The following is a 25,437-nucleotide window of genomic DNA, read 5'->3' as shown; positions in this document are numbered from 1 at the left end:
GTTACCCGGCTTGATGATGCTGGGCCTCCGTCTTTTGAAATCCCCTAAGAGCAAAAAACATCAACACAAGCCCAAATAAACACGGGCCGTAAAATGGGATCAGGCCAGGAAGCGTATACAGCAAATAAAGGACAAATCCGCACCCGATCAGCATACAGCCGGTCGTCAGCGGCCTCATGGCGCCAAACAGCAGTGCCTGCGGTATATATTTGCGAAGCGGGAGCTGGTAATGCACATAAAGGGGAAACACATACATCAGCGCGATGATATACAAAAGCCCTGCAAGCAGCGTGCAGCTTGTTACGGCAAAGGACAGCCAATCCGTACTGGCAGAAAAATAATGATAGTTGGCAGACAATATGAGCAAAAGAGTCGAAAATGCCAATCCGATCGCATTAACCTTGAGAAACTCTTTTTTATAGGTATCGAGAAATAACGAAAATATCGGGACATCCTTTTGCCCCATCAGCCATTTCCTTATAACGGCACACATCGCAGCTGTGCTCGGCGCCCATCCGAAAAGAACGCCGCCCAAAAGTGTAAACAACAGCCACAGCCCGTTGAGCCATGCTATTTTCACCACCGCTTCGCAGCCTGCATAAAGCGTGTCCGTTACAGTCGTCTTCATCTTCTCACCGCTTGATGTACGGCAAAATCCCTGTAAGCTGCTTTCATGGGGGCCATCTGCCGGAACCCGATTTTTCCTTTTGTTAACACAGGCCCATATGTGCTGCCGTCGTCCATCCACTCAAGAATGGGCAGACCATTGATTGAAAAGTGCACATAGCCTTTGTCTTTGATCAGCTTCATACGATACGGAGAATCAGCGTCGTCTGGAGAAGGCAGCGGATCGGCCCCCATTGCGGCGAGGTGGAAACCGCGGCTTTTTCTTAAATTGCAGGTGCGGAACGCTCTTTCCTCCGCGTATTTTCTGCGGAAATACGACAGGTGGAGAGCGTTGATGTCCCCCGAATGATACTCGGGGTATTTTCCCGTTCTTTTCCTGAGACTTGGGTCAAACAAATCCTCGCCTCCAATACCCGCAGCGGCAAAAAACAGCATACACAGTCCAGGCTGCTCGATCGGAGAGAAGTCCCATGTCACAATGATGCCGTCTGGAAAGGTTTCCGGACACCAAAAGACAAAGTGCGCTTCGTCCTGGACATGTGACAGGTGCAAGCTGTGATCGTCAAATGAGATCTGTCCGCCTCCCTCCATCCGCCAGTCCTTCACATCGCTTTTAGACCGGAGCGGATTACGGTACAGGCACGCGCCTTCCTTATACATGTTCTTTCCCCTCCCGGCTCACAAGGTGGTCCTTAAGCGGAAGTCCGAGCTCTTCAATGCCTTCTGCCACAAGCTTCGCAACCTCCATTGCACCTTCTTCCGAAAAATGCGTATTGTCCTCAATGCCGTCCGGGTAATTCGGATGTTCATTCGGCTGAAACCAAACGAACAATCGCTTCGACTCCTCCGGCCCGTATGCTTCATACAGCACCTTTGTTTTCGCAAGCAGATCAATCACAGGTACATCGAGCTCCTTCGCCAGTGCTTTCATCGCATCGGGATACTCACCGAGCGTATGCTCGATCCGTCCGTTTTCATCAAAGCGGCGGCGCTGCACCGATGTGACGAACACAGGATGCGCGCCCTTTTCGCGTGCCGTATCTGCAAACAAGGTAAGAAACTGCTGAAATGTGGAGTACGGCTTCGTCCCCCGCGGTTTTTGGTCATTGTGGCCGAATTGAGTCAACAAATAATCGCCTTGTGTGATGTGCTCGGCAATTGCTTGAAGCCTTCCTTCCTCCACAAAAGAATTGGTGCTCGCTCCTCCTTTGGCATGATTGCGGACCAGCACATCTTCAGAAAACAATTGCCCGAATACCTGCCCCCACCCCGCCATCGGCGCTTCATGAGGCGGGCAGTCACTCACAGTGGAATCCCCCGCTAAAAATACTTGAATCGGTTTCTTCATCACATGTTCTCTCCTTTCACGGCGTTTCCTGATACATTTGCCTGAAGACACCCGGCGGCATGCCGACCTGTTTTTTAAAAATCCGATTGAAATAATTGTGGCGGTAGCCGACTTCTTCTGACACGTCATGAATTTTTTTATTCGTATTGACCAGCAGTTCTTTCGCCTTTTCGATTCTGATCTGGGTCACATAATCGATAAAATTAATGCCGGTCACTTGCTTAAATGCCTTGCTTAACGTATATGAATTCATGCCAAGCGCATCGGCACAGCTTTCCAATGAAATGTCCGCCATATACTGTTCGTGAATCATCGCAATCACACGTTCTGCCAGCTGCTTTTGCTGTCTGTTTTTTCTGCCCTCAAGCTTGGAAAGGTAAGGCGTCACCACTACATCAATCAGCCAGGCCGCCGCTTCATTAGGTTCGCGCAATTCTGAAATATCAAGAAACGGGTTCCGATGCTGAAACAGTTCGCTGGGATTGAGCCCGGAATGCAAAATATCCTCCTGAATGCGGGAAAACAGCTGAATCAGGGCGGAATGCACATGCCTGTCTATGGTCGCCTTTTCCGCCAGTTCCCTCATACATCCATCTATAAGTTCCTTGGCTTCCTGTTTTCTTTCCAGCCGGATGGCCTGAACAATTTGTTTTTCCAGCTCAAAAGGGTAATAAGGAGCGAACTGCTCATCCTGAGGGAAGTCGGCCTGCAAATCAATGACCTGATCCCGGTTAGCAAACTTCCTGCGGGATTTGCCGCATTTCACATCCTGAAATAAAGAAGGAATTTCCGTGACACGCTCCGTCTTGCTGCTCAATGTCGAGGTCAGGCATAGTCCGGTTACATCTCCAAATTGGCGTGCCAGCTCCGTTATATACGCCTTCAGATCAGAGCTGTTTGTTTTCATCACAAGAACGGTGACAGAAAGCCGGCCGATATCAAGTATGGAGAGCTGAAAAACGCGTTTAGCCGCCAATTCCTCAGCGATATTAGTCAGTGTAAACACGGCAAGCTGTTCATCACCTTCACGGAAGATGCTTTTTTCACAACGGAGCCCTGTCACCTGTAGATCAAGCACATGAAACGCGTTTCCGCCGATGTTCCAGCCAGCCTCCTCCATCCGCAATCTGAGGCTTTCCTCGTTGTCATAGTAAAAATCGCCCTGTAAGAGATGCTGCAAAAAACTCTTTTTCATATGGGGCGTCTGCCGCAGGAGCTGCTGTTGGAGCTTCCGGCTTTCAAGGGATAGATCCTGCCATCTCTTTTCAATCCATTTGAATTCATCCTGCCCGGACGCCTGCCATGTTTTCTTCTCTCCTCCGGTAAACAAGCCAAGCAAATGCTGGATGGGACGATAGATTTTTTTTGATGCATACCATGTCATGCACACCGCCAAACCGATGCAAATGACCAGCATCACGATGATCACTTTTGATAAAAACACCATCGGCGCTGTAATAGCTGAAAGAGGCGCCGCTGACACAAAGGTCCATTGCTGATGCATCCGGTTCATTTCTCCAAAGGAGACAGAATACACCTTTCCTTCCCATTCCATCTGAAAATGGCCGTTCTCAGCAGGCTGTTTTTTTATCTCATGAAGTAAAGTCTTTTCAAAATCTTTTTCCCCCTCATGAAACAGCACCTCTCGATTTTGATCTAAAAGCAGCGCACTGCCATCAGGATAGGGGGACAAGCTTTGCAGGATTGATTCCATTTCTTTCGGATCAACCGCCAGCATGATCGCGCCGAACGGTTTCTCAGCCGCGCCCGGAATGAGCTGGATCAGCATCGCTTGATTTCCCGACCGTTTCCAATAAATGCTGTGGTCTGAGGCAAGCAGCGAGCGATACTTGCGAAGCGCCTCCTGTTCTGTCAAAGCGCTGTATTCAGGGCTCAGCACAAGTGGCCGGGGGCTGTTCAGAAAGATGGAAGCCTGCTCGATCAGCGGCTGCTGATCCCGCAAAAGAAACAGCTTTTTCGTTAATTGATAGGAGAACGTATAATCTTTCTCCAAATCCCTCTCGGCCAATCCGTTCATCAGTGAAGAATCGTAGGCCATCTGGGTGAGAGCCAGTTCAAGCACTCCCAGCTTCTCATCCATTCGGCTGACCTCACGCGCCACCTGTGTTTCATGCGACCTTTGCAGCTCTTTCTCCACCTTGTCGATCGAAAGAAAGTAGATTGCGCCGCCAGTCAGCAATCCGGGAATACAGGCAATCAGCAAAATGAAGACAAAGTTTCTTTTGAAATACGTTCCCTTCCAGCGAGAAACCCGTTCCTTCTGTTGAGGCTGTTTTTTCATCCCTTTCCCCCCGCCGCTGTCTTTACTGATACACGCGTTTTTTCGTTTTCAAAACATCAGCAAGAAACGTCAGCGCAAGTCCCTGCCCCCATCCTTGTATTCGTTTGTAAGGCACCTGTTTGTATCCTTCGGCATTTTTCATGACGGCTGTCCCGGCCGATACCTTGCTGACCCGTCCGTCCTCTTCCACCGCATCCAAAATGGCGGCAAGCGATTTCTGCACATATTTTGTATACAGCTTTCCGCTCGATATCAGAGCAGAAGCAATACCCGCTGATGCCGAAACCTCCAGATAAGAATCCGGATCATCCAAAATCGTATGCCACAGCCCTGATTCATCCTGAAGCCGGACAAGCGCGCTCAGCTGGTCTCTGAGCGATCCGTCGATGATCATAAAGGAAGGATGTGTCACCTCAATAAGGGGGAGCGCCTTTGCCATCGTGAGTGCCGCCCAGCCGTTCGCTCTGCCCCAATAAATCCCAGACAGATGATTTTGCGCTTTGTTGTCCCAGGCGTGGTAGTACAAATTCGTGACAGGGTCCTGAAGCACATCCTCATGTCCGTGAAACTGGCGCAGGCCGTCTTCAAAATAATCCTCACGCTCCATGATCCGCCCGATTCTCAGCATAAACAGCCCAGCCATCATCAGCGTATCCGCCCATGCCTGTTCAGGGAATACGTATTCTGCCGCATTCACCGTATGCTGAAGGATACCTTCGCCAAAGCGTGGCGCCTTATGCAGCACATATTCCGCCATCTCGGCCGCTGTTTCCAAATACACCTCATCACCCGTCACCTTGTGGAGGAACAAAAGCGTATGCCCGATGGAAACTCCGTTGATCGAAAGCGGCGGCAGCCCATCCTCCAGCTGTTCATCCACCCACGTTTTTAACAGATTGATATATTCCTCGTTTTCCGTCGCTTCATAGGCCTCCGCCACACCGTAAAACGCGACGCCGCCCGGCCAATCCCACGCAAAATCCATCTGAAATGTCCGTTTCACGATCCGGTCAATGACGGACGTCACCTTTTCTTCATCAAAGATAAGCTGTGCCATCTGCAACACTCCTTTTTATTTTAATCCGGTCGTACTGATGCCCTGAACGATATATTTCTGAAACAAAAAGAAAACAAGAATCACAGGCAATAACGAGACGGCCGACATGGCAAACATCGCGCCCCAGTTCGAAGCCGACTCTGTATCGAGAAAAAGCTTCAGCGCAAGTGAAACAGGGTAAAGCTCCGGCTTATTCAAATACAAGAGCGGCTGAATCAGCTCCTCCCATTTCCAATAGAAGGAGAAAATCGCAGACGTCGCAAGCGCGGGGGCAATCAGCGGGAGAATGATCCGCCAAAAGCAGGCAAAGCGCCCACATCCGTCGATTCGCGCGGCTTCATCCAGCTCCTCGGGAATCGTCCGGATAAACTGGATCATCAGAAAGATAAAAAACGCATGCCCGAAAAATTGCGGAACGACAATTGGTTTAAAGGAATTCAGCCAGTCTAATTTCGCAAACATAATATACTGCGGAATCATCAACACTTCATGAGGCAGCATTAACGTCCCCATCATGCACGCAAACCAAAATTTTTTTCCCTTAAACGGAATACGCGCAAATCCGTACGCAATGACAGCCGATGACAGGACGGCACCGATTGTTGACAGTCCGACAATGATCGCCGAGTTTTTAATAAACGTCAGAAACGGCTGTCCCGCGATACCCTTCCACCCTTCAGCATAGTTACTGAGAATAAAAGGGTCGGGAATGAGTGAATGTGAGGTTGTAAAAATACTGGCGCTTTCTTTAAACGAGCTGACAAACAGCCAAATGACCGGGTACAGCAGTAACACCGCCAGCGTTGCCGTAAAAACATGGAACAGTATGCGTTTGGGACTGACGCGCCCGGCTTTTTTTCTTTCTAAAACCGGGGCTTTTCTGACAGGCTCGTTGACCGGCTCCATCCGTCATTCCTCCTTTGACTCGTAATGAACCCAATATGACGATGTTTTAAACAATATGAGCGTAATCAGCCCGACAATGACAAGCATGACCCACGCCATCGCCGATGCGTAGCCCATTTGAAAATAGTTAAACGCCCGCTGGAACAAATAGAGCGAATAGAGAAGTGTCCCGTCAAGCGGCCCGCCCTCGCCCTTCGAAATGATATAGGCAGGTGTAAATGTCATAAAAGCAGAAATCGTCTGCATCACTAGGTTAAAGAAAATAATCGGTGTAAGGATCGGAAGCGTGATCTTGAAGAAACGCTGCACCCGATTTGCCCCATCCACACTTGCCGCTTCCAAATACGAAGACGGAATGTTTTTCAGCCCGGCCAGAAAAATCAGCATTGACGACCCGAACTGCCAGACGGACAGCAGAATCAATGTCCACAGCGCACTTGTCGGATTCTGGTACCAAAGAATTTTTTGATCAATCCCGACAAAAAACAGTAGCGCATTGATGACCCCGTCATTGCCAAAAATATTGCGCCACATAATCGCCACGGCGACGCTCCCGCCGATGATCGAAGGCAAATAAAAGAGCGTTCTGTAAATGGCCGTTCCTTTTGCTGCATTGTTTAAAATGACAGCGATAAAAAGCGCGAAGCCGAGGCGGAGCGGAACCCCGGCAAGCACATACGTAAACGTCACCTTCAGAGACTGCCAATACTTTTCGTCACCCGTAAACATTTCCTTAAAGTTGTCGAGCCCGATCCATTTCGGCGCCGTAAACAAGTCATAGCTCGTGAAGGACAGAAACAGGGACGCCCCCATCGGAATCACCGTAAAGCATAGGAACCCGATGATAAACGGAGAAATAAAAGCATATCCCGCCAGATTGTCTTTTCTTATACTCCGGCTTTTTTTCATTGCGTCTGCCCCATTTCCCGTCAATTATTCCTCTCTAATATCTCATTGGCCTTTTTCCGGAACGTTTTGGCGGCTTTTTCCGGCGATACCTTCTGATACAGAATCTGATCTGACGTATCCTTCAGCAGCTTGATGACCTCCGCGCTTCCCACAGGCTCTGGCGGATCGGCTTTGCTGATGTTTTTTGACGCGGTTTCTACATACTCCACGATGTTGGTTTCTTCCTCATTCAGCTTCGGTTTAATCGCATCCGCCACCTTGTCGGAGACTGGAACGCCTCGCTCGCCTTTAATCAGCTGGTTCGCTTCCTCATTATTCACGAAGAAATTAATAAATTTCGCTGCCTCTTTTTTATGCTCAGAGCTTTTCGGAATGGAAAACAGCATACTCGGCTTCAGTGTCAGCGCCTTTTCCTTCATTTGCTCCGGCGGCAGATAGAGAGACAGCGGCGAGTCTGTCAGCCGGGCAAAGCCCAAATATTGATTGGAGTAGTTCCATGTAATCGCTGATTTGCCTTTGACGATAAAATCGTCCTCCATCCCTTTAATCTGTGCGCTTTCATCAGGTGTTGGGGACGTTTTCGCTTTCACCAGCCTCAGCTGCCGTTCAAAATAATCGACAAACAGCTGATCATCTTGATACGCGAGGCCAGTGCCGTCTTCTTTATAAAAGCGCTCACCCTTTGTGCGCAAATAATAAGGGAAGAAAATATCAGGCGGATGCATTCCGTTGGAACCGTAGACACCGGCTTTTTCCTGAAGATCATACGCCAGCTTCTCGTAATCCTCCCACTTCCAGTTTTCCTGATTGATAGACACACCGGCTTTTTTCAGCAAATCTTCATTGGCAATCACAGACAGCACGTTGACACCTAGCGTAAATCCATATAGCTTATTGTCGATTTTTCCGCCCGACAGCATATTTTCGTCGATTGAACTGACGTCAATCGTTCCATCCTTTGTATACGGCGTTAAATCTTCCAGCTGGTTCTTCTTTCCGTATTGGGCTAAGTAAGCGGTATCCATTTGAATGACATCAGGAAGCTGGCCGGCGGCAGACATGGGCGCAAGCTTTTTCCAGTAGTCATCCCAGTTTGCAAATTCCGCTTCAATATGGACGTGCGGATTCTTTTTCTCGTAAAGTTCAATTACCTTTGTTGTATAATCATGCCTTGGCTGCCCGCCCCACCACGCAATTCTGAGTGTAACGTCTTCTTTTTTTCCCGAGGCCTCTTCCCCCGCTGAACATCCGCTAAAAAAAAAGACGCAGACAAGCGATAACAGCACGTAACAAATCTTCTTCAAACCAATCCCCCCTTTAATGTAAGTGCTTACATTTTATTTTAAAGCGTTCGGGTAGGGCGAAACACTCAAAAAACAGTGGCGAAAGTCAAAAAAACAGAGATGGCTATCCTGCGGAAGCGCCTCCCTGTTTTCTTCTGAATTCTGACGGTGTCAGACCGGTATATTTTTTAAAAACAAGACTGAAATACTTCGGATTATCGCCAAACCCGATTTCTTCAGCAATTTCTGATACACTCGCATCCCGCCTCATTTTCATCTGTTTCATCGCATGTTCAAGACGCACTCGTGTAACATATTGGGAAAATTTCTCGCCTGTTTCCTGCTTAAATAACTTCCCGAGATAATCAGGATTCATAAACAGCATATCCTTCGCCGCCCATTTTAAGGACAGATTCGGATTTCCGAGCTCGTCGGCAATAAGCCTGATCATTTTTGAAATCACTGCGCTCCCATGCAGGTCACCAGACGCTTCAGCTGTGTCACGAAACAGCTGCCCCGCGTGCCGGAGTTCTCCCGCCTGACTGATGGCCATCTTGCGGGTTGCAAAAACCTCCGCCACCTTTTCAGCGGCGTTCTCCTCTGCGGCGAGTACGGTCCATTCTCCGCTGCTGCAAACCGCTGTCAGTGCCGACCCGAGTGCCTCTCTGGCTGCGGCATCAATAGATTGTTCCCCTTTTAAGATCAAGAGGCGGATCTTTTTTCCGGCAAGTGAAGGCGGCGGAGAAAGCTGGGCCACACCGGCGATCAAGCCTTCCAAGTATTGATCGGCTGCAAAGGAACGGATATGGTCGAGCTCGTGTTTTAGATGGGCTGTTTTCTTTTTGTGCACATCTTGCCGCTTCAGCTCAGCAATGATTTCCTCCAGCGAGCTGATAATCTGCTGCTCATTGCAGGGTTTCAGCAAATAATGCTTCACCCCATATTTCATGGCTTCCTTTGCGTACTCAAACTCTCCAAACCCGGACAGGACGATAAATTGCACCGACGGGCTGACGGCTGACACCTTTTTGATCAGCTCAAGCCCGTCCATGCCGGGCATTTTGACGTCTGTGATGACGATATGCGGCTGCTTATGTACAATCTTTTCATATGCTTCATGTCCGTTCTGCGCTTTTCCGATCAATGAGGCGCCAAGCGACTCCCACTCAATGATTCCCGCCATTCCATCAAGGATAATCCTCTCATCATCAGCCAGCAGTATTTTATACATCACACCACCTCATTTCGGCACGGTATTGTGATCACAATCCTCGTCCCCTTTTCATGCTCACTATGAATCCGCAATCCGTATGGCTCTCCGAATGTCAGGCTGATGCGCTCTCGAATATTCCAAAGTCCGATTCCTCTTCCACCCGTTGATTCAAGAATCCGTCCATCCATGCCAGGGCCGTTATCTTCGACCGTAATACAGACACAGCCCTTCGCCTTTTTGGCCTGAATCCGGATGGCGCATGGCCTTGTAAAGGGTTCAAGCGCGTATTGAATCGCATTTTCCGCAAGAGGCTGGAGCGTCAGTTTCGGAATGAGGCAATGCTTCACCTCATCGTCAATATCCAACGTGAAATTCAGGCGCTCTTCAAATCGAAATCGCTGAATGGTCATATAGTGACGTACAATGTCCGCCTCCTCCTGAATGGTCACGATATCCTTTTTCATATGTATGCTGTTTCGCAGAAGAAAACCGAGCGATTCCACCATTTTTGAGATTTGCTTTTGCTGATTCGCCTTGGCCAGCCAATTGATGGACTCGAGCGTGTTATATAAAAAATGCGGATTGATCTGGGCTTGCAGTGCTTTCAATTCGGTTTCTTTAATAATGAGCTGTTTTTCCACATTTTCTTCCATCAGCTCATTAATCCGTTTCATCATGACAGTAAAATGGCGGTTCAGCATGCCGGCCTCATCCTGTGTATGTTCCGGCAGAGAAAGCGACACACCTGCTTCAATGCCGCTGTGCTGTACCGACTTCATCGCGGTCACAAGCTGTTCAATCGGCTCCGTGATGCTGTTGGCGATTTTCCTTCCGAAAAGCAAAACCACACAGAAAAAGAGGAGAAAGCATGTGCCGATCACTGTTTTCATAAAGGAAATTTTCGCGAACATCTGATCAAAGGGGATAACGTTATAGTAGCTCCAATTTTGGTAGGATGATTGAAGATAAGAAATAAAGTAACGTTTGCCATTCTTTTTTATCAAGTCATAACCGGGGTGCTTCAGCGTCTCTTTTGCTGCCTCAGGAACATGCGCTGATGCATGTGCCGTATACACCAAATTCCCGCCTTGGTCAGCAATCATAATGTCTCCGACTGAATCGCCCCAATCCTTCGGCACATCACGAATCATCTGTTTTACATTGACCTGGATCAGCACCATGCCCAAGCCGTTCAGACTCAGCTGGTGATAGGACCTGATCTGCCGTGCTGAAATCAGGACGGGATCTGACCCGCCGAGCGTCATCCAAAGATTTCTTCCATTTTTCGCTTTCGCTCGCTTAAATACCTCTTCCTGCTCCTGCTGCAAAAGATCTGAAGAACTGCTTCCGGCTGAATACTCTGATCCGCGGGCATCAATCACATGAATGGAATCGATGTACTTTTCATCGCTGGCATATCCCGCAAGCTGATCCCAAAGCTCCTGCTTCATTTGATATTGATCATACGTATCATCCCGATTTTGCATGCTCAGGATGCGCTGAATCTGTTCGTCTGTAATGATTTCATATGACACATCCTCTATCTTCTTCAGCTCGTCTTCGATCCTTTCAGAAGACATCCGAAGCACCTCCGAGGACTTGCGGTAAATCTGCTCATCATACACATGAAAGGCATACTGGACCCCGCTGTATACAAACAGAAAGGATACGGCCATAATCAACGATAGAAACACAAACAGCTTATCCTTAATCTTCATCCGCCTGTACCAGCCAGCAACTCTTTTCTTCATGCCGCCTTTTCTTTCTCCTGCCGCTGATCCATTGACCGAAACGCTTTAAAGGACAGCTTCGTTAAGATCAGGCTGAGGAAACTCCCGCTGAAAAACAATAGAAACGTGACATGCAGCAGAACTAGACAAAGCACACCGACAGCGCCCGCCGCCATCAAAAGCGTCACCGCCGGACGGCTGAAGGCAATGAAAAAGCTGATGCTCAGCACCTCTCTGATTTTTACGTCAAAATGAGAAAATACCGGGAACACATACAGCACAACAAACGCGAAAATCAAACTAATGCTCAGGAATACATTGACGAGCACAGGCTGGTCCATCTGAGCCGCTATCCGCATATCCGCAAACAGAAACAGGGCAGCCGTCACAACGATAAGCCCGAGGATCTGTGATGCCCGCCATTCCTTTTTAAACGTCCGAAAAAAGACAGAAAACACCGGGGCATCTGTATTCCCCTTCGCCCATTCTCTCGCCACTGTAAACATCGCGGCAGTAGCGGGCATCAGCCCAAACACAACCAGGCCTGCAAGAGAAAACAAAATCCAAAGCACATTCAAATAGGCCAATCTCATCACCCACGTACAAAAACGATTCAGCCCATTTGTCACACTGTGTATCATCAACATCACCTTCCCGCTTCGGAAAACGCTTTCATTTTAAAGTAATATGTATTTCTCCTTTCGAAAGAAAATTCCTGCCGGTCTGTGAAAATTTCGACATGATGAGAGACGGCAGCAGCCTTATCTTTTCCTGTAACGCCGGATGGCCTTATCGATCAAATATCCGGCAATGGCTCCGAAAATGACATTGAATCCAAGCATTCCGAGCGCAGCCCCTTCCCAGCCGCGTACATACACGAGGCTGTACCAGATCGCAAACACACCAAGGACGATCAGCCCGGCCAACATCCATTCCGGCCGACTTTTGTCAGGAAATCTCATCCGCATCAAAACGGATACGCCAGCAAACAGACAAGCCGTCACAATCCCTGTCACAAATAATATTGGCCACACATCGCCTGCCCTCCCTTTTAGAAAAGACAAAAAAGCCCCTGCAAAGGACGCTTATTCTGCCGTAATCTCTTTCTCAAACAAATGATATCCGGACGCATCAGCACCCATGAATTCATATCCCATACGCCGATAAAAGGAATGCAGGGCGTCACTATCAGCGACACAGTCAAGCCGGATCCGCGTTTTTTCCGGAAAGTGTATGCCCGTCTCCGCCCACTGAAGGACGCGGGCTCCAAGCCCCTGTCCCGCAAACCGGCGGCTTACTGCGAGGCGGTGCAAATAAATGGACTCCTCATGCCCATCGTCTCCCCAAAGCGTCCGGTCCCACTCGCTCGGTTCAGGCAGCAGCATCACGACAGCCGCAAGCTCTTCATCTTTTTTAAACACAAACACATGTCCCTTTTCAATTGACCCCGTGATATCATGTATATCTTGCCCTTTCAGAAGTCCGCTCCATTGGTTAGAACCCCGATCCCGGAGCCATTCAGCTGTTCGGACGAGCAACCCGGTAATCGATTCTGCATCCTCATAGACGGCCGGACACGCGTAAAATCCATCTGCAATCGTTTCGTTCTCAATCTTAAAAGCTGACATAAAGGCCTCCCAATCAAAAAGTAAGCTTGCACACACACCTTGATTATAATGCAGACCAAACTGCAAAAACAGACCATTTTCTCTGTATGTAAAAGGGTGTATGAAAGAGAGGCCAATCTGCCTATTAGAAAATCTTCTTTTTATCCCGTTCTTCTTTTAAAATTTCAACCGCTTCTCTGAAGCGCATAGAGTGTACGATTTCACGCTCTCGCAAAAAACGCAGGGAGTCGTTTAAATCAGGATCATCCGAAATATCAATCAGCCATTGATACGTCGCCCGCGCCTTTTCTTCTGCGGCAATATCTTCGTATAAATCGGCAATCGGATCGCCCTTCGCTTGGATATAGCTCGCGGTAAACGGCACGCCCGCCGCATTATGATAAAAAAGCGCGCTATCGTGATTGACGTAATGATCGCCAAGCCCGGCTTCACGCAGCTGCTCCGGTGTGGCGTCTTTCGTTAACTTATAGACCATGGTCGCAATCATTTCCAAATGGGCAAACTCCTCCGTGCCGATATCTGTTAAAAGGCCGATGACCTTATCAGGAATCGTATAACGCTGGTTCAAATACCGGAGAGCCGCGGCCAGCTCGCCGTCCGCTCCGCCATACTGTTCAATCAAATACTTCGCCAGCGTCGGGTTGCACGTACTGACCTTGACAGGGTATTGCAGCTTCTTTTCATACACCCACATTCAGGCATTCCTCCTTATACTTGCCACGGCCATGGCCCTTTTCCCCAATCCCAATCCTTGCCCGCGGGGCTGTTGCCGAACTGCAGAAGCGGTCCGTAAGAGGATTCGAACTGTCTTTTTAAGTGCCTTGAATAGCCGGAATATTGATTGAATTGCTTCAGCGCATCTTCATCATGAGGATGTGTATTTAAATAAAGACTCAGCTCAACAAGCACAAAATCAGCAGCCTGTATTTGCTCAAGCTGACGATAATATTCGGCGTCAACCTTTTTTGCCATGTGCGTCTCCCCCTCGATAAGGGTTTTCATAAAAATCATAGAGATCCTTCCAAAGGGTGCCTTTCCTCAAAGCCTCCATCGGCGAAAACTGCTCCATGTGCTCAGGCTGAAAGGTCATATAAAGGTTAGGGGGCGTTCTGTAATATTTCTTCCCTATAGGCGGACAGGGATCAAAACGGCTGTGAAAGGGCGTATATGATTTGACAGGCGTAAACGGCTGCATATCCTTCATTCCGGCTCCTCCTTTCTCAAAAACAATGACCTTAATAGGTATGAGGCAGGAGGCAGGATTATGACTGAAACACGACTTAGCTTTTTCAATCTTTAATAAGAAGACCTTCGGAAGCGCCGAAGGTCTTTCTAGACTATTTAGTCCGGAATGAGATCAGTGTTTCCAATACGCAGCATGAGCAGCCGCAAACTCTGACAGCGAACGAGGTTCTTTTCCCGTCACACGCTTCACTGTATCCGTTACCCGATGTTCCGCACCATGGCTGATTGCCTCATCAAGCCCCGCCATAAATCCCGCATAATCAGCCGGCAAACCAGCTGTCTCCATCCGATTCTGCAGCTCGGAACGAGAAATGATGACATGCTCCACCCGGCGTCCCGCCGCTGTACCGATAATCTCTGCCGCTTCGGCATAGCTCAGCGCCTCAGGTCCTGTCAGGATATGATGTGTCTGATGAGGGACGGCATCAGTCAAAGCACGCACGGCTGTTTCTGCAATGTCATCAGCATCAATGAATCCTAGCTTTCCCTCACCCGAAGCCGTGATGATGCGCCCCTCAGTTTGAATCGACATTCGATGCTGGACATTGATGAAATTTTGCATAAAGTATGAAGGCCGCAGCACCGTCCATTCGGGAAATTCGCGCACTGCCTGATGAATCGCGCCAAACACGGGGCCATTCTCAGGGACAACAGACGCACTTAGCATCACTACACGCTTTGCACCGAGACGCTTTGCCTCCTTTAAAAAGGGGAGCACATAGGGAGCCGGATCAAATACACCGACCGGAGCAACAAGATAGATTTGTTTTACCTGTTCCAGAGCAGGCGTAAAACTGGAGGCGTCCTTCCAATCAAAATACACATACTCAGCATCAGCAAGCGCGCCCTTTTTCCGGCTCGCAATACGCACCCTGTGCCCCAGCTCTATTAAACGGCTGGCGATTCGGCTGCCGGTTGTGCCAGTCCCGCCTGTGATTAAAATCGGATTCTGTTTCATCGTTTTCCACTCTCCTCTGTTTGCAAAAATGATCCTCCAAAGGACTCTTTTACAACAAGCGGATTCCAATAATCCTTATAACGCACAATGCGGCCATCTCTCGTTTCGATGACACTGATATAACTTTGGCGATAAGGCAGCCCAGTCTCAACCACATGGCCGTCACATTGAAACTCCGCAATCATCGTATTCGTATCTGCTGAACGGTACACTGTCGGAGCGGTAAATGAAGAAAGATGGATCTGCTTAGGATAATCCTTAATATAATCGTAAATGGCCGCTTTTCCTTCTATTCTTTTTGGTGATCCCTCCGGCGCATAAGGAAACTCAAATACAGCATTCTCATCCCAAAGCTCCACCCAGCTCTTCATGTCCTTCTCAAGCATATAAGCCATAAACTTTCTCAATGTTTCACATGCTTTTTCAAACTCATTCATCAACATTCATCATCACCTCATTTTTATTTCTAGACTATTCAGTCCAAAAAGTACATACATGGGCAAAGAATCCTTTACCACATGTTAATCAAGCACTGATAAACTCACGTCAACATGGTCCTGAAGCCGATCCATATCAGCCGTCACTTTCGCAACAAATGTCAGAGACAGCCTGCTTTGATTCAGGTACCGGGCAAGCGCAGATATATCAGTATCTTCGCCATTCAATTCTCCTTGATCCTTCGCCCTTAAAAGCGCCTGATAAAAAGCGTCTTCAAGCTGCTTGGATTGTCTGTCAAAATACCGGGCAAGCTCAGGGTCATGCGGAATCTGTTCAATCGCGCTGTTAATGATATAGCACGCCTTCGCCCGTTCAGGATCCCTCAGGGCATTGACACCTTCTTGAAAAATATCACGAATGGCTTCCTTTACAGATCCTGGCGCTTCAAGCCTTTCCATAACGGCAGTGTTTTTCCCTTCAAGATACGTTTTCACAGCGGACAAAAACAAATCACGCTTCGTGCCATACGTATCATACAAACTTTGGCGCGCAATGCCTAAATGAGAGAGCAGATCCTGAAGAGACGTTCCTTCGTAGCCATACTCTCCGAAGACCTCTATCGCCCTGTGAAGAACAAGCGCCGTATCAAATTCTTTATTCCTCCCCAAAAGACTATCACCTCCTGAAACAAATGTTACCAGTTTCCAGACTGAACAGTCAAGAAAAAAAGTTAAAAAAACACTCTTGATCTGCAAGAGTGTCCTCTTTTTATCATCATCTTCTTTATTTATAACCGTCTTTTCCCCAGTGGCCCATATGGTGGTGATGGTGGCCATAATGACCATCATGATGATGGTGATGATTATCCTTTCCAACATGGTGATGATGGTGATGAAGATTATCTTTTCCATCATGATGATGGTGATAATAGTGGTGATGTCCATCATTTTCATGGTGCATGCTCGGATAGCTTCCAGCTCCCGGAGAGCCTCCATAGCCGCCGCTTGGGTAACCGCCGTACCCACCATATCCCGGATAGCCGCCGACTCCTCCATGTATGCCGTGATCTGGGTAGCCTTGCATGCCATAGCCCGGGTGGCCTCCATACATGCCATAGCCCGGATAGCCTGTGCTTTGCATGCCATAGCCCGGGTGGCCAATACCAAAGCCCTGATAATGACCAAAACCAGGTCCGCCATACATATGTCTTGTATCAGTCATATTCACTCTCTCCTTCACATAGGTTACAGTCCAGAGTATGAGAATATCTTATAGATCGTATAGGCGTCCGCCTACATACAGCTAAAACAATTTCCGGGACAAAAAAAGCAGGCCATAACAGCCTGCTCACTCCTTACTCACCTAAATCAACGTTATGATATACCTGCTGAACATCTTCCAAATCTTCTAATGCATCAATCAATTTTTCAAACTGTTCCTTTGCATCATCCGGAAGCGTTACCTCACTTTGCGCAAGCATTGTCAGCTCCGCTACTGTAAATTCCTCGACACCCGCGTTTTTAAACGCCTCTTGCACCGCATGGAATTGATCAGGCTCGGCATACACGATCGCGCTGTCATCCTCTTCTAAAATGTCACGTACATCAACATCCGCTTCCATCAGGATTTCAAGCGCTTCGTCAGCCGTTTTGCCTTCCACACCGATTACAGCCGTCGCGTCAAACATGTAAGCAACAGATCCGCTCACACCCATGTTTCCGCCGTTTTTCCCGAACGCCGCACGCACTTCCGGCGCCGTACGGTTTACATTATTCGTCAGCGCATCAACGATAATCATTGATCCGTTCGGCCCGAAGCCCTCATAACGAAGCTCATCGTAATTCTCTTCCGCTCCGCCCTTCGCCTTCTCGATCGCACGTTCAATGATGTTTTTCGGCACGCTGTAAGTCTTCGCACGCTCAAGCACAACCTTCAGCGCCTGGTTGGATTCCGGATCAGGCTCGCCCTGTTTCGCCGCCACATAAATCTCACGGCCAAACTTCGCATAAATCCGACTCGTATTTGCGTCCTTAGACGCCTTCTTCTCTTTAATATTGTTCCACTTACGGCCCATGATGTTCCACTCTCTTTCATATATATCAATCTAAATACTGTTATTCACTTTATCCATTATACCTCAAATGGTTTGGTTGTTTCGAGTGTCTTGCATTAGAAATAGAAGGAATGCCGCGATGTGGAAAATGGAACGTCTTCCGTAAAGCAAGAAAAAGCCCTAGCTAAGGGCTTTCTTCTGATCACTGAGTTTGTAAGGGGAATGATCGATATACGTCGTATTTCGATCTGTTGATTCCTTAAATCCGCCGGAGTTTGTCAGGGTTGGAAACGACATGCTTCCCAATAATAGAGTAACAGCCAGGCACATCATCACTTTTTTCTTAATAGGCATATAAACACTCTCCTTTTAGAATATCTTCTTGGGCTTTCAGCACTTTCCGATAAAACGCAGCGGCTTGTTCAAAGTGACAGCTGCTTTCAAAAACAGCGGCAGCACTCCGGGCACATGCTTCAATGTAAGCGTGCAAGTTCTTTTTTTCGAAATAGCTTAAAAGATCATGAATTTTTCGTTCATCAACAGTCTCCTTGTACACGGCCTGCAAGAACAGAAACAATTCTTTATAAAATTTGTGAGAACGTGCTGTGATACGGTCTAATCCTTCCTCTATGAACTGAAACGCCCGCTGTGTTTGGCCTGTCTTACATAATGTCCAGCTTAATCCAAACAAGACTTTCGGAAGCAGATCAGGCACTTTCTCTCTGCTTACTTTCGCCGCTTTTTGGAAATGTTCTACAGCCATCTGATCGTCTCCTGATCTGTCATAGCTGTTTGCAATGTTCAATAGAGAAATGGCGATAAACCTGTCATTTTGAATGTCCATTGCCAAATCCAGCGCCGCCTCTAAATGCGGGAGCGCTTTATCATAATGTTTGAAATCATCATAGTTGCCGGCGATCACAAACAAGCTTTGTATCGTTCTAATGCTGTATAGAGGATGGTTTTGATAAATGTCCAAGGCTTGAAGAATATGATGCATCGACACATGGGTTTGCTTCATGTGATAATACGCTTCTGCCACTTTAAAATGGAATTCGGCTTTCTCAATATCATCTGACACAACCGGCAGTTCTTTCTCCGCCTCGCGATAATATCCGATCGCTTCCACATATTCTTTTTGGTCAAATTCATACATGCCGCGGAAAAACAAAGAGTAGTATTTCAAAAGGCCTGTGAGTTTTTTCTGAGGGGTCTCAATCGTTTCAAGAAGCTCTGTCACTGTAGGGCGATTCCCGTATGTTTGTCCCGGCTCCAAATAATCAAGCATCAGCTGGTGCCGAAAACACATCAGAGAATAATAGATCAGCAAATCCTGGTCTTCTTCCATCTGCTGAATGTCCTGCTCCACCTCCGCTTTCAGAACCTCAGCATCCGGAACACTAAACTGGCGAATCATCTTGTACCATTCATTAATCTTAACACCGACACGCGAAGACGGTATGGCTTGACTCAACGGCTTCCCTCCTTCTCTATGAGATATGTCATATTCTATCAATCCCAAATTTTGAAAACAATATAGAAGGAAGAAATTGTTTTTTCATTCTGTCAATTTGTTTTTCTCCGCAAAAAAGAACCCTTTATGCAAGGGTCCCATCTCAATCTTATTTCATATACGTATTCACCAGCTCGTAACAGCGCTCTTTCGTCTGTTTGGCAAGCTCTTCCGTTTGGACGACTCGGGATAATGAACCGCCGCCCTCCTCATCATATCGTTTCTGGGCCGCAGCATCCCTATCCTTTATCCATTGGCGCTGTTTCACTTTTAATGCCGCCATGTCTGAAGCAGGAAGCTGTTTTTGCAGCACGCCGTATATCTCGTTCAGCAATCCGTCCCACATTTGATAATTGTAACCGTAATCCTCAATCATCTGATAATCACTTTGATAGTCATTGTGCTTTTCTTTCTGTTCTGTCGCTGACAATTTGGCAGCATAATCTGCTTTTGTGTTTCTCTTTTCCTGCTCACTGCTCTGTGTATCCGCGTTATCTGATGACTCGGTTTCCTCAGCCGTTTGAACTTTTTCTTGCTCCGGAGCCTCAGTCTCGTCTTCATTATCACTCACTATACTGGTATCCTTTGAGCTGATCGCCGCCTGTCTTTCCCCATTTGAACTTTTCACATTGAAAAGATAAGCTGTTCCGCCGGCAGCCTTCGATTCATAGGACTTCACAAATTCCGCCGTTTCACCGTTTCTAGACAGAATCGTTTTCGCTTCTTCTTTTGTCAGCTTGATATCATCCCCTTGAAGCGACTTGCTGTCCCATTTGTTGATCTTCCAATCGCCATCTTCCTTCACCAATTCAAACGTCCATAACGTGCCCATGTTGTTTAATTCTGTTGCCGGATCTATTGATGTAGAATCTATCTTATTCTTGTTCTGTTCATATGTAAAACGCACATCAAAATCAGTGCCGGGTTGAAAAGGAGCATCACACTCGCAAAAGTACTCCCCAGCCAAATCCTTTAAGGTCTGATCTGCAAACGTCTCTGTTGCATAAGGCAACAGACTAGGCCGCAGCTTGCTGAAATCAGCCTTATTCGCCGTGCTCCAGCCGTTTTCTGTTCCCGCTTTATCAAATGCATTGAAGATCGAATCTATATCGTTTTTCAAAGCTGATTTTACTTCCTGCTCCGTCAGCATCGCAACGCTCGCTTTCTTCACTGCTTGCTTTTCCTGATCCTTATCAGAAGCTCCGCTATCAGAACACGCCGATAATAGGAATAAAATAGATAAAAGCAGCGCACCCAATTTATAACTCATTGTCTCTTCTCACCCTTCTGCTCTCTCATGGTAGCTTTCTTATTTTATAGGTCTTTTGTAGGTTTGTACATTTGATTTTTACATAGGCAGAAAGAGACTGAAATGAATTCTTCTTTAGCTATGCCACAATAAAAAAGAACTTCTCAATGGAAGTTCTCACTTATTTTTCTCATAGGATTGTTTGATCAACCCCATAATATATTCAATGTGTTCGTCATCTTTTATGAAAATCTCATAGTCTCCATTTCCCCAGTGACCGGTCTCAGAGACATCGCGCATTTTCTCCTCGGGATCATGCAATTCTCCCTTTTTCATATTCACCCACACCTTAAGTCCGCTTTTTAAAAGTAGAATATCAACGAAGTTTCGCTTACTAGATGTAAACGCAATATAAAGCTTGGTCGGTTTGATTGAAATATGATCGTCCAAATTAAAAATGAATTCCTTTAGCTTCTGATAAAGCTCTATGATGTCAAACGGCTTATCTGCAAGGTGATCCTCTTCAGTAAACACTTTTATTTCTTTGCTAACCTCTTGAATGGTCTCACTTTGCTGCGAAATGGTCTTAATCGACTCGGAGACGCCATCAGCCTTCATTTGATTCAACTGGATCAGATCATTTTCGTACCTTTTAATCTCCCATAATTCAATTGGCAGGTCTTTAAAATGGATGGATTGCTTTTGATACACCGTAAAAACAGGTGAAATAAAAATGACCTTCGACTGCGACCAATCCACATCATCCCGCTTTAACGGAAGATCATGATTCTCATTGTACTCAAGAATGAAATCTGCTTTATGATTGAGCATTGCCGCTAAGTAGGCGTAGCCCTGGTCAACAACACTGAAGTTTTTCGTATTTTTATACTCGATAATCACGAAAGCATTTGTCTCATCATCAAACGCTAACGTATCAATGCGGAAATTGCTGATCCTGAATTCAGATTTCACAAACCTGAGCCCCAACATCCGCTGAAGATTGATTTCACATAAATCCTGAATCTCTTTTTCTTTTTTAAACGGTTTCTCGCGAATATCTTCGATTTGGTTTTGGCTGTTTACTTTATAGAGATACATGCCGGGCTCCTTTTATTTTACTAGTTCCATTAAGGTTTCTAAGGATAGACTCGAAACCGGATTTTGCGTTTTCGTTTTCAGCGTACCGCCAATCATATAAGAATAGTCACGGCACTCTGCCAATTGAAACCGAACTCTATTATTCGTTTTAGTGAGCTTGGCGGGTTCATCTGATTCCCAAGCGTCAACGATCTTGTAAACATTTAAAATCACACCGCTCCGAACAACAATTGCCAGTTTACATTCTTTTGCTCTGGACAATTTCATATCCCAGTTCCCGCAGGCGCGGTTCGTTAGCGTGTCGCCTTTTTGAATATCCTTGATCTTTATGATTAAGAAATCTTTATCCAAATGAGCTCTTCCCCTTTTAATTGATCTATCATCATCATATCAAAACCGTGTACTTAGACACATGCCAAATGACTCATTTTTCCACCAAAACACGTTCTCACCCCACCCTCATCCCACCCCGTGGTAAAATTTTGATATTGAGTGAACAAAAGAAGGGAAATGGTCATGAAAGTATTTGAAGCGAAAACACTGCTTTCGGAAGCGACAGACCGTGCAAAAGAGTATAAAGAACTAAGAACGCAAATGGTAAATTTGAGAAAAGCGTTAAAAAGCGTAGCTGATCTCAGTGACAGCGAATTTTCAGGAAAAGGCGCCAGCAACATCAAAGCCTTCTATCACGACCACGTCGGCGTCACCGACCAATGGATCGACTACATCGACATGAAAATCGCATTTTTCAACAGCATCGCCGGAGCCGCCGAAGACAAAGGCCTCTCAGACGCATACATCGAAGAATCCTTCCTGGAGCACGAACTGGCAAATGCCCATAAAAAATCAAAATCCATCATGTCCGAACAGAAAAAAGCGATGAAAGACATCCTGAACGATATCGACGACATCCTCCCGCTCGATCTGTTTTCAACAGAAACCTTCAAAGACGAGCTGGCCGATGCCAACGACAAACGCAAAAAAACACTGGATAAATTGGACGCCTTGGACGAAGACCTGAAAACAGAATACGCCCTGTCAGAACCAAACGAACAATTTATCAAATCCGACTTCCAAAAGCTCCAAGAAGCAACGGGCAAAGGCAAAAACGCCACACCCATCCACTACAACGCCAAGGCGTACCGTGAGAGTGACATACATAAGAAAAAAGACGACATTGAAAAGCGGGCTGAGGCTTACTTGAAGATTAAGAAAGAGGAAGCGAAGGAACGCGAGATTGAGAAACTGAAAGAAAGACTGAAAAACTACGATTATGCAGATGCCGATGAATTCTACGAAATGGCAAAAACGATCGGCTATGAAAATCTGACAGCAGAACAGCAGAGATACTTCACCCAGATTGAAAACACGCATGAGCTTGAAGCAGCCTTCAAAGGGGTTGCCGTCGGCCTTTATGATTCCGGGAAAGACGCGGTCGTAGGACTATGGGATATGATCACAGATCCGGGCGGAACTGTTGAAGCGATTACAGGGGCTGTGGCTCACCCGATCAAAACGTATGAAGCCATTTCAGCGGCAATCGAAGAATTATACCAAAAAGTATAGCACGCACAAAAAAGTAACTATAAAAATTAACATTAATTCAAATAGGCTGTCAAATATTCCTTGACAGCCTAAGAGCCCTTTTCGATAATATGAGAGACTTCAATTCTTACTCTGAAATTTTTCTTTACTAATCTCAGCTTTTAAATCATTTAACCTCTGTAAAATATTTTTATCATCAGTTAAGATCTCGTATTCTTTTATATTATGATAAGTTTTAGTTTCAATTGTATTAATATCAATTAGTTTAGTATGTTCTTTATTTTCATTCACAGTATACTTTCCATAAAAACTTGAGACAGGCATATATGTCAATGCCTCATTATTTTTATATTTATAACCGCTTGGAATTTTAAGGTGTTTTAGGAATAATAAATATTTTTTATTTGGTTCCATAACATTATATCCAGATTCAACGTTGTAAGTTCCAGAGGAAAAGTTGCTCGGTTCATATATCACGACATTCTTTAAATTATCTTTACTCTTTGATTTTATTGTTTTTTCAACTTTAAAATTTGATTTGAGCGCTTGATTATAATTTTGTCTATTTTCGCCGACTGTACCTACTACTACTAAATCAGATTTTGATATTAGTTCTTTTAAATTTTTGATATTATTATCAAAATATATATTTGTATATTCAGGTGTATAATTTAGGGACACAGTATATCCATCAAACTCACGTAAATCTTTTTTTATATTAACATTATCAATTAAAGAACTTTTCATAATTAAACCGAATATAATACTGGAAACAAACAAAAGAGTAGTAAATAAATATAAAATCTTAATACCTGTTTTCATTAACTTATGTTTCCTTCCATTTCAGTTAATCGTCCATCTTTCACTCTGAACTTTTTGTCTGAAAGTAAATTAATATCATCTTTATTATGACTTGCAATTAAAACTGTTGCTCCCCTTTCTTTCTCTTGTAGTATAATGTTTCTTATTAGTTCCACACCGTCTTCATCTAAAGCATTGGTAGGCTCGTCTAACACTAATAATTTAGGTTTTTCCATAATAGCCTGCGCAACAGCTAATCTTTGTTTCATCCCTAAGGAATATTTTTTATATGTTCTTATATCTTCACTATTAAGCCCCACTCTTGTTAGTGCACTTTTTATTTCAGTATCATTTATCTTATTTTTTATCTTTGATAATAATTTCAAGTTTTCAAAACCAGTTAAGTTATCCCAAAAACCAACTGTTTCAATTATAACGCCTAAATCTTCAGGAATTTCTATATCTTTATGCAGAATTTTATTATTAATCTTAACTTCGCCTGTAGTAGGACGTATAAGACCACATATAGCTCTGAATAGCATAGTTTTTCCCGATCCATTACTCCCTAAAAATCCGTATATTTTATTACTTTCAATTTTTAAATTAATATTATCTAAAACTTTATTTTTTTTCACAATTTTATTTACATTATTTAACTCAATCAATTTAAGTACTCCTTCATTTTAAAGTATATCTTTACGCCTAAATAATAAAGCACTTATTAAAATTATAATTATACTTAAAATTGCTATAATTAATAATAAAATAGCTGAATTTGAACTTCTTAAAATAAAGAAAGAATTTTTTATTTGTATGTCATGTATGATACTATTGTTTTGCCAACCAACCATCGAGTTAATAAAAGGTGAAATATTCGAGATAAAGAATTTATTTTGCATTTTATTGATAACTGTTCCAATTAATAAAATATGAATAAAATATCCTCCTAAAAAAACCACATAACTCAAATTGGTCGGAAGATATACTGTTATTGTATTTACAATTACAAGAATGAAATAAATAGTTATTATTTGCATAATGAATACAAACAAAATAACAACAAAATCATTCAGGTGTATATTCAAATGCATAGATAAGCTAAATAAAATAGTAAATAAATAAAATAGAAAGTAATAAAAAGTAGTATATATAAATATTTCTACATGCCTTTTTATAAGCCAACCAACTTTATTGTTAGTTCTTGTGAATATGTATACAGCATTTCTATTCATTTCAAGATCAATATAATTGCCAAGTTTAAGGATCAAAAATAATTGAGGAAGAAACCAAGCTAATAGAGGGATAATCTCTAGCAAGTTATCCGGCTCTAAATACCCGAATGTTAATAACACCCAAAAACCAACGTCTTTGGTTGTAGAACTATAAAATTGATAGCTATTCAATTGATATAGATTAACTAGTATACTTAGAATAAGTATCATAAATATATTTTTATAAGGAACATTAATATTAGGTCACCTTCTATCTCATTAAATCTCTCTTTTTATCAAAAATATAAACTATAAATCTAATA

28 protein-coding genes and 1 pseudogene are annotated in these 25,437 nt (G+C 45.1%); 1 reads left to right on the top strand and 28 read right to left on the bottom strand.

The window, feature by feature from the left end; genetic code table 11:
* Position 1: 1 nt before the first annotated feature.
* The 26 genes from CW370_RS18360 to CW370_RS18235 form a co-directional block, all read right to left on the bottom strand.
* Positions 2-628 carry a YesL family protein gene (locus CW370_RS18360; protein WP_024573232.1) on the bottom strand — a complete coding sequence of 209 codons (627 nt, stop codon included), beginning with the start codon at positions 626-628 and terminating at the stop codon, positions 2-4.
* Positions 625-1,287, bottom strand: a complete 663-nt coding sequence (locus CW370_RS18355) for a YesU family protein (protein ID WP_024573233.1) — start codon at positions 1,285-1,287, stop codon at positions 625-627. Before CW370_RS18355 ends, CW370_RS18360 begins: the two co-directional genes overlap by 4 nt.
* On the bottom strand, positions 1,280-1,978 hold the full coding sequence (rhgT, locus tag CW370_RS18350; protein ID WP_080262673.1) for a rhamnogalacturonan acetylesterase: 699 nt from the start codon (positions 1,976-1,978) through the stop codon (positions 1,280-1,282). Before rhgT ends, CW370_RS18355 begins: the two co-directional genes overlap by 8 nt.
* A gap of 13 nt (positions 1,979-1,991) precedes the next feature.
* Positions 1,992-4,277 carry a transcriptional regulator YesS gene (yesS, locus tag CW370_RS18345; protein WP_029946043.1) on the bottom strand — a complete coding sequence of 762 codons (2,286 nt, stop codon included), beginning with the start codon at positions 4,275-4,277 and terminating at the stop codon, positions 1,992-1,994.
* A gap of 22 nt (positions 4,278-4,299) precedes the next feature.
* Entirely contained in the window at positions 4,300-5,334 is a 1,035-nt protein-coding gene (gene yesR / locus CW370_RS18340) for a rhamnogalacturonyl hydrolase YesR (RefSeq protein ID WP_029946042.1), read from the bottom strand.
* A 15-nt stretch (positions 5,335-5,349) separates the two neighbouring features.
* Positions 5,350-6,240 carry a carbohydrate ABC transporter permease gene (locus CW370_RS18335; protein ID WP_015252615.1) on the bottom strand — a complete coding sequence of 297 codons (891 nt, stop codon included), beginning with the start codon at positions 6,238-6,240 and terminating at the stop codon, positions 5,350-5,352.
* A 3-nt stretch (positions 6,241-6,243) separates the two neighbouring features.
* On the bottom strand, positions 6,244-7,173 hold the full coding sequence (locus tag CW370_RS18330; RefSeq protein WP_003233835.1) for a carbohydrate ABC transporter permease: 930 nt from the start codon (positions 7,171-7,173) through the stop codon (positions 6,244-6,246).
* A complete protein-coding gene (locus CW370_RS18325) occupies positions 7,170-8,453 on the bottom strand; it encodes an ABC transporter substrate-binding protein (RefSeq protein WP_029946041.1) in 1,284 nt (427 codons plus the stop codon). Before CW370_RS18325 ends, CW370_RS18330 begins: the two co-directional genes overlap by 4 nt.
* A gap of 103 nt (positions 8,454-8,556) precedes the next feature.
* A complete protein-coding gene (gene yesN / locus CW370_RS18320; protein ID WP_024572018.1) occupies positions 8,557-9,663 on the bottom strand; it encodes a two-component system response regulator YesN in 1,107 nt (368 codons plus the stop codon).
* Positions 9,663-11,396 carry a two-component system sensor histidine kinase YesM gene (yesM, locus tag CW370_RS18315; protein ID WP_024572019.1) on the bottom strand — a complete coding sequence of 578 codons (1,734 nt, stop codon included), beginning with the start codon at positions 11,394-11,396 and terminating at the stop codon, positions 9,663-9,665. Before yesM ends, yesN begins: the two co-directional genes overlap by 1 nt.
* Entirely contained in the window at positions 11,393-12,022 is a 630-nt protein-coding gene (locus tag CW370_RS18310) for a YesL family protein (RefSeq protein ID WP_077671623.1), read from the bottom strand. The genes yesM and CW370_RS18310 overlap by 4 nt, the downstream gene beginning before the upstream one ends.
* A 114-nt stretch (positions 12,023-12,136) precedes the next feature.
* Complete coding sequence (locus CW370_RS18305) at positions 12,137-12,439, bottom strand: YesK-like family protein (RefSeq protein WP_029878379.1); 303 nt, start codon at positions 12,437-12,439, stop codon at positions 12,137-12,139.
* Positions 12,440-12,460: 21 nt separating this feature from the next.
* Complete coding sequence (locus CW370_RS18300; RefSeq protein WP_014479097.1) at positions 12,461-13,003, bottom strand: GNAT family N-acetyltransferase; 543 nt, start codon at positions 13,001-13,003, stop codon at positions 12,461-12,463.
* Between the two features lie 124 nt (positions 13,004-13,127).
* On the bottom strand, positions 13,128-13,697 hold the full coding sequence (gene cotJC, locus CW370_RS18295; protein WP_003233850.1) for a spore coat protein CotJC: 570 nt from the start codon (positions 13,695-13,697) through the stop codon (positions 13,128-13,130).
* 14 nt (positions 13,698-13,711) lie between these two features.
* Positions 13,712-13,975: a spore coat protein CotJB gene (gene cotJB / locus CW370_RS18290; protein WP_003219491.1), complete on the bottom strand. Its 264-nt coding sequence runs from the start codon at positions 13,973-13,975 to the stop codon at positions 13,712-13,714.
* Positions 13,959-14,207 carry a spore coat-associated protein CotJA gene (gene cotJA, locus CW370_RS18285; protein ID WP_003219489.1) on the bottom strand — a complete coding sequence of 83 codons (249 nt, stop codon included), beginning with the start codon at positions 14,205-14,207 and terminating at the stop codon, positions 13,959-13,961. The genes cotJB and cotJA overlap by 17 nt, the downstream gene beginning before the upstream one ends.
* A 153-nt stretch (positions 14,208-14,360) precedes the next feature.
* Positions 14,361-15,206 (bottom strand): NmrA family NAD(P)-binding protein, encoded by an 846-nt coding sequence (locus CW370_RS18280; protein WP_024571801.1) that lies wholly within the window; start codon positions 15,204-15,206, stop codon positions 14,361-14,363.
* A complete protein-coding gene (locus tag CW370_RS18275) occupies positions 15,203-15,649 on the bottom strand; it encodes a nuclear transport factor 2 family protein (RefSeq protein WP_024571800.1) in 447 nt (148 codons plus the stop codon). The genes CW370_RS18280 and CW370_RS18275 overlap by 4 nt, the downstream gene beginning before the upstream one ends.
* A gap of 78 nt (positions 15,650-15,727) precedes the next feature.
* On the bottom strand, positions 15,728-16,312 hold the full coding sequence (locus tag CW370_RS18270) for a TetR/AcrR family transcriptional regulator (RefSeq protein ID WP_024571799.1): 585 nt from the start codon (positions 16,310-16,312) through the stop codon (positions 15,728-15,730).
* Positions 16,313-16,427: 115 nt separating this feature from the next.
* The gene (gene yeeK, locus CW370_RS18265; RefSeq protein ID WP_024571798.1) at positions 16,428-16,865 is read right to left on the bottom strand and encodes a spore coat protein YeeK; all 438 of its coding nucleotides are present in this window, start codon (positions 16,863-16,865) and stop codon (positions 16,428-16,430) included.
* Positions 16,866-16,998: 133 nt separating this feature from the next.
* Positions 16,999-17,718: a YebC/PmpR family DNA-binding transcriptional regulator gene (locus CW370_RS18260; protein WP_003242611.1), complete on the bottom strand. Its 720-nt coding sequence runs from the start codon at positions 17,716-17,718 to the stop codon at positions 16,999-17,001.
* Positions 17,719-17,877: 159 nt separating this feature from the next.
* The gene (phrH, locus tag CW370_RS18255; protein ID WP_024571797.1) at positions 17,878-18,051 is read right to left on the bottom strand and encodes a phosphatase RapH inhibitor PhrH; all 174 of its coding nucleotides are present in this window, start codon (positions 18,049-18,051) and stop codon (positions 17,878-17,880) included.
* Positions 18,041-19,171 (bottom strand): response regulator aspartate phosphatase RapH, encoded by a 1,131-nt coding sequence (rapH, locus tag CW370_RS18250; RefSeq protein ID WP_101169894.1) that lies wholly within the window; start codon positions 19,169-19,171, stop codon positions 18,041-18,043. The genes phrH and rapH overlap by 11 nt, the downstream gene beginning before the upstream one ends.
* Positions 19,172-19,319: 148 nt before the next feature.
* The gene (locus CW370_RS18245; RefSeq protein ID WP_024571795.1) at positions 19,320-20,480 is read right to left on the bottom strand and encodes a lysozyme inhibitor LprI family protein; all 1,161 of its coding nucleotides are present in this window, start codon (positions 20,478-20,480) and stop codon (positions 19,320-19,322) included.
* 156 nt (positions 20,481-20,636) lie between these two features.
* Complete coding sequence (locus CW370_RS18240; protein ID WP_024571794.1) at positions 20,637-21,557, bottom strand: DUF5655 domain-containing protein; 921 nt, start codon at positions 21,555-21,557, stop codon at positions 20,637-20,639.
* A 12-nt stretch (positions 21,558-21,569) separates the two neighbouring features.
* On the bottom strand, positions 21,570-21,908 hold the full coding sequence (locus tag CW370_RS18235) for a hypothetical protein (protein WP_024571793.1): 339 nt from the start codon (positions 21,906-21,908) through the stop codon (positions 21,570-21,572).
* A gap of 165 nt (positions 21,909-22,073) precedes the next feature.
* Here CW370_RS18235 and CW370_RS18230 point away from each other — a divergent pair.
* A pseudogene (locus CW370_RS18230) lies at positions 22,074-23,117 on the top strand (ribonuclease YeeF family protein); the annotation flags it as partial.
* 105 nt (positions 23,118-23,222) lie between these two features.
* Here the strand turns inward: CW370_RS18230 and CW370_RS18225 are convergent.
* Positions 23,223-23,924 (bottom strand): hypothetical protein, encoded by a 702-nt coding sequence (locus CW370_RS18225; protein WP_024572640.1) that lies wholly within the window; start codon positions 23,922-23,924, stop codon positions 23,223-23,225.
* Positions 23,924-24,568 (bottom strand): ATP-binding cassette domain-containing protein, encoded by a 645-nt coding sequence (locus tag CW370_RS18220; protein ID WP_024572639.1) that lies wholly within the window; start codon positions 24,566-24,568, stop codon positions 23,924-23,926. Before CW370_RS18220 ends, CW370_RS18225 begins: the two co-directional genes overlap by 1 nt.
* Between the last annotated feature and the right edge of the window lie 869 nt (positions 24,569-25,437).

Origin of the sequence: Bacillus sp. SN32 (assembly GCF_002837495.1) — a bacterium.
Classification (GTDB): Bacteria; Bacillota; Bacilli; order Bacillales; family Bacillaceae; genus Bacillus; species Bacillus subtilis.
Note: the sequence above shows the minus strand (reverse complement) of the source record. Positions and strands in the feature narration are given on the sequence as shown.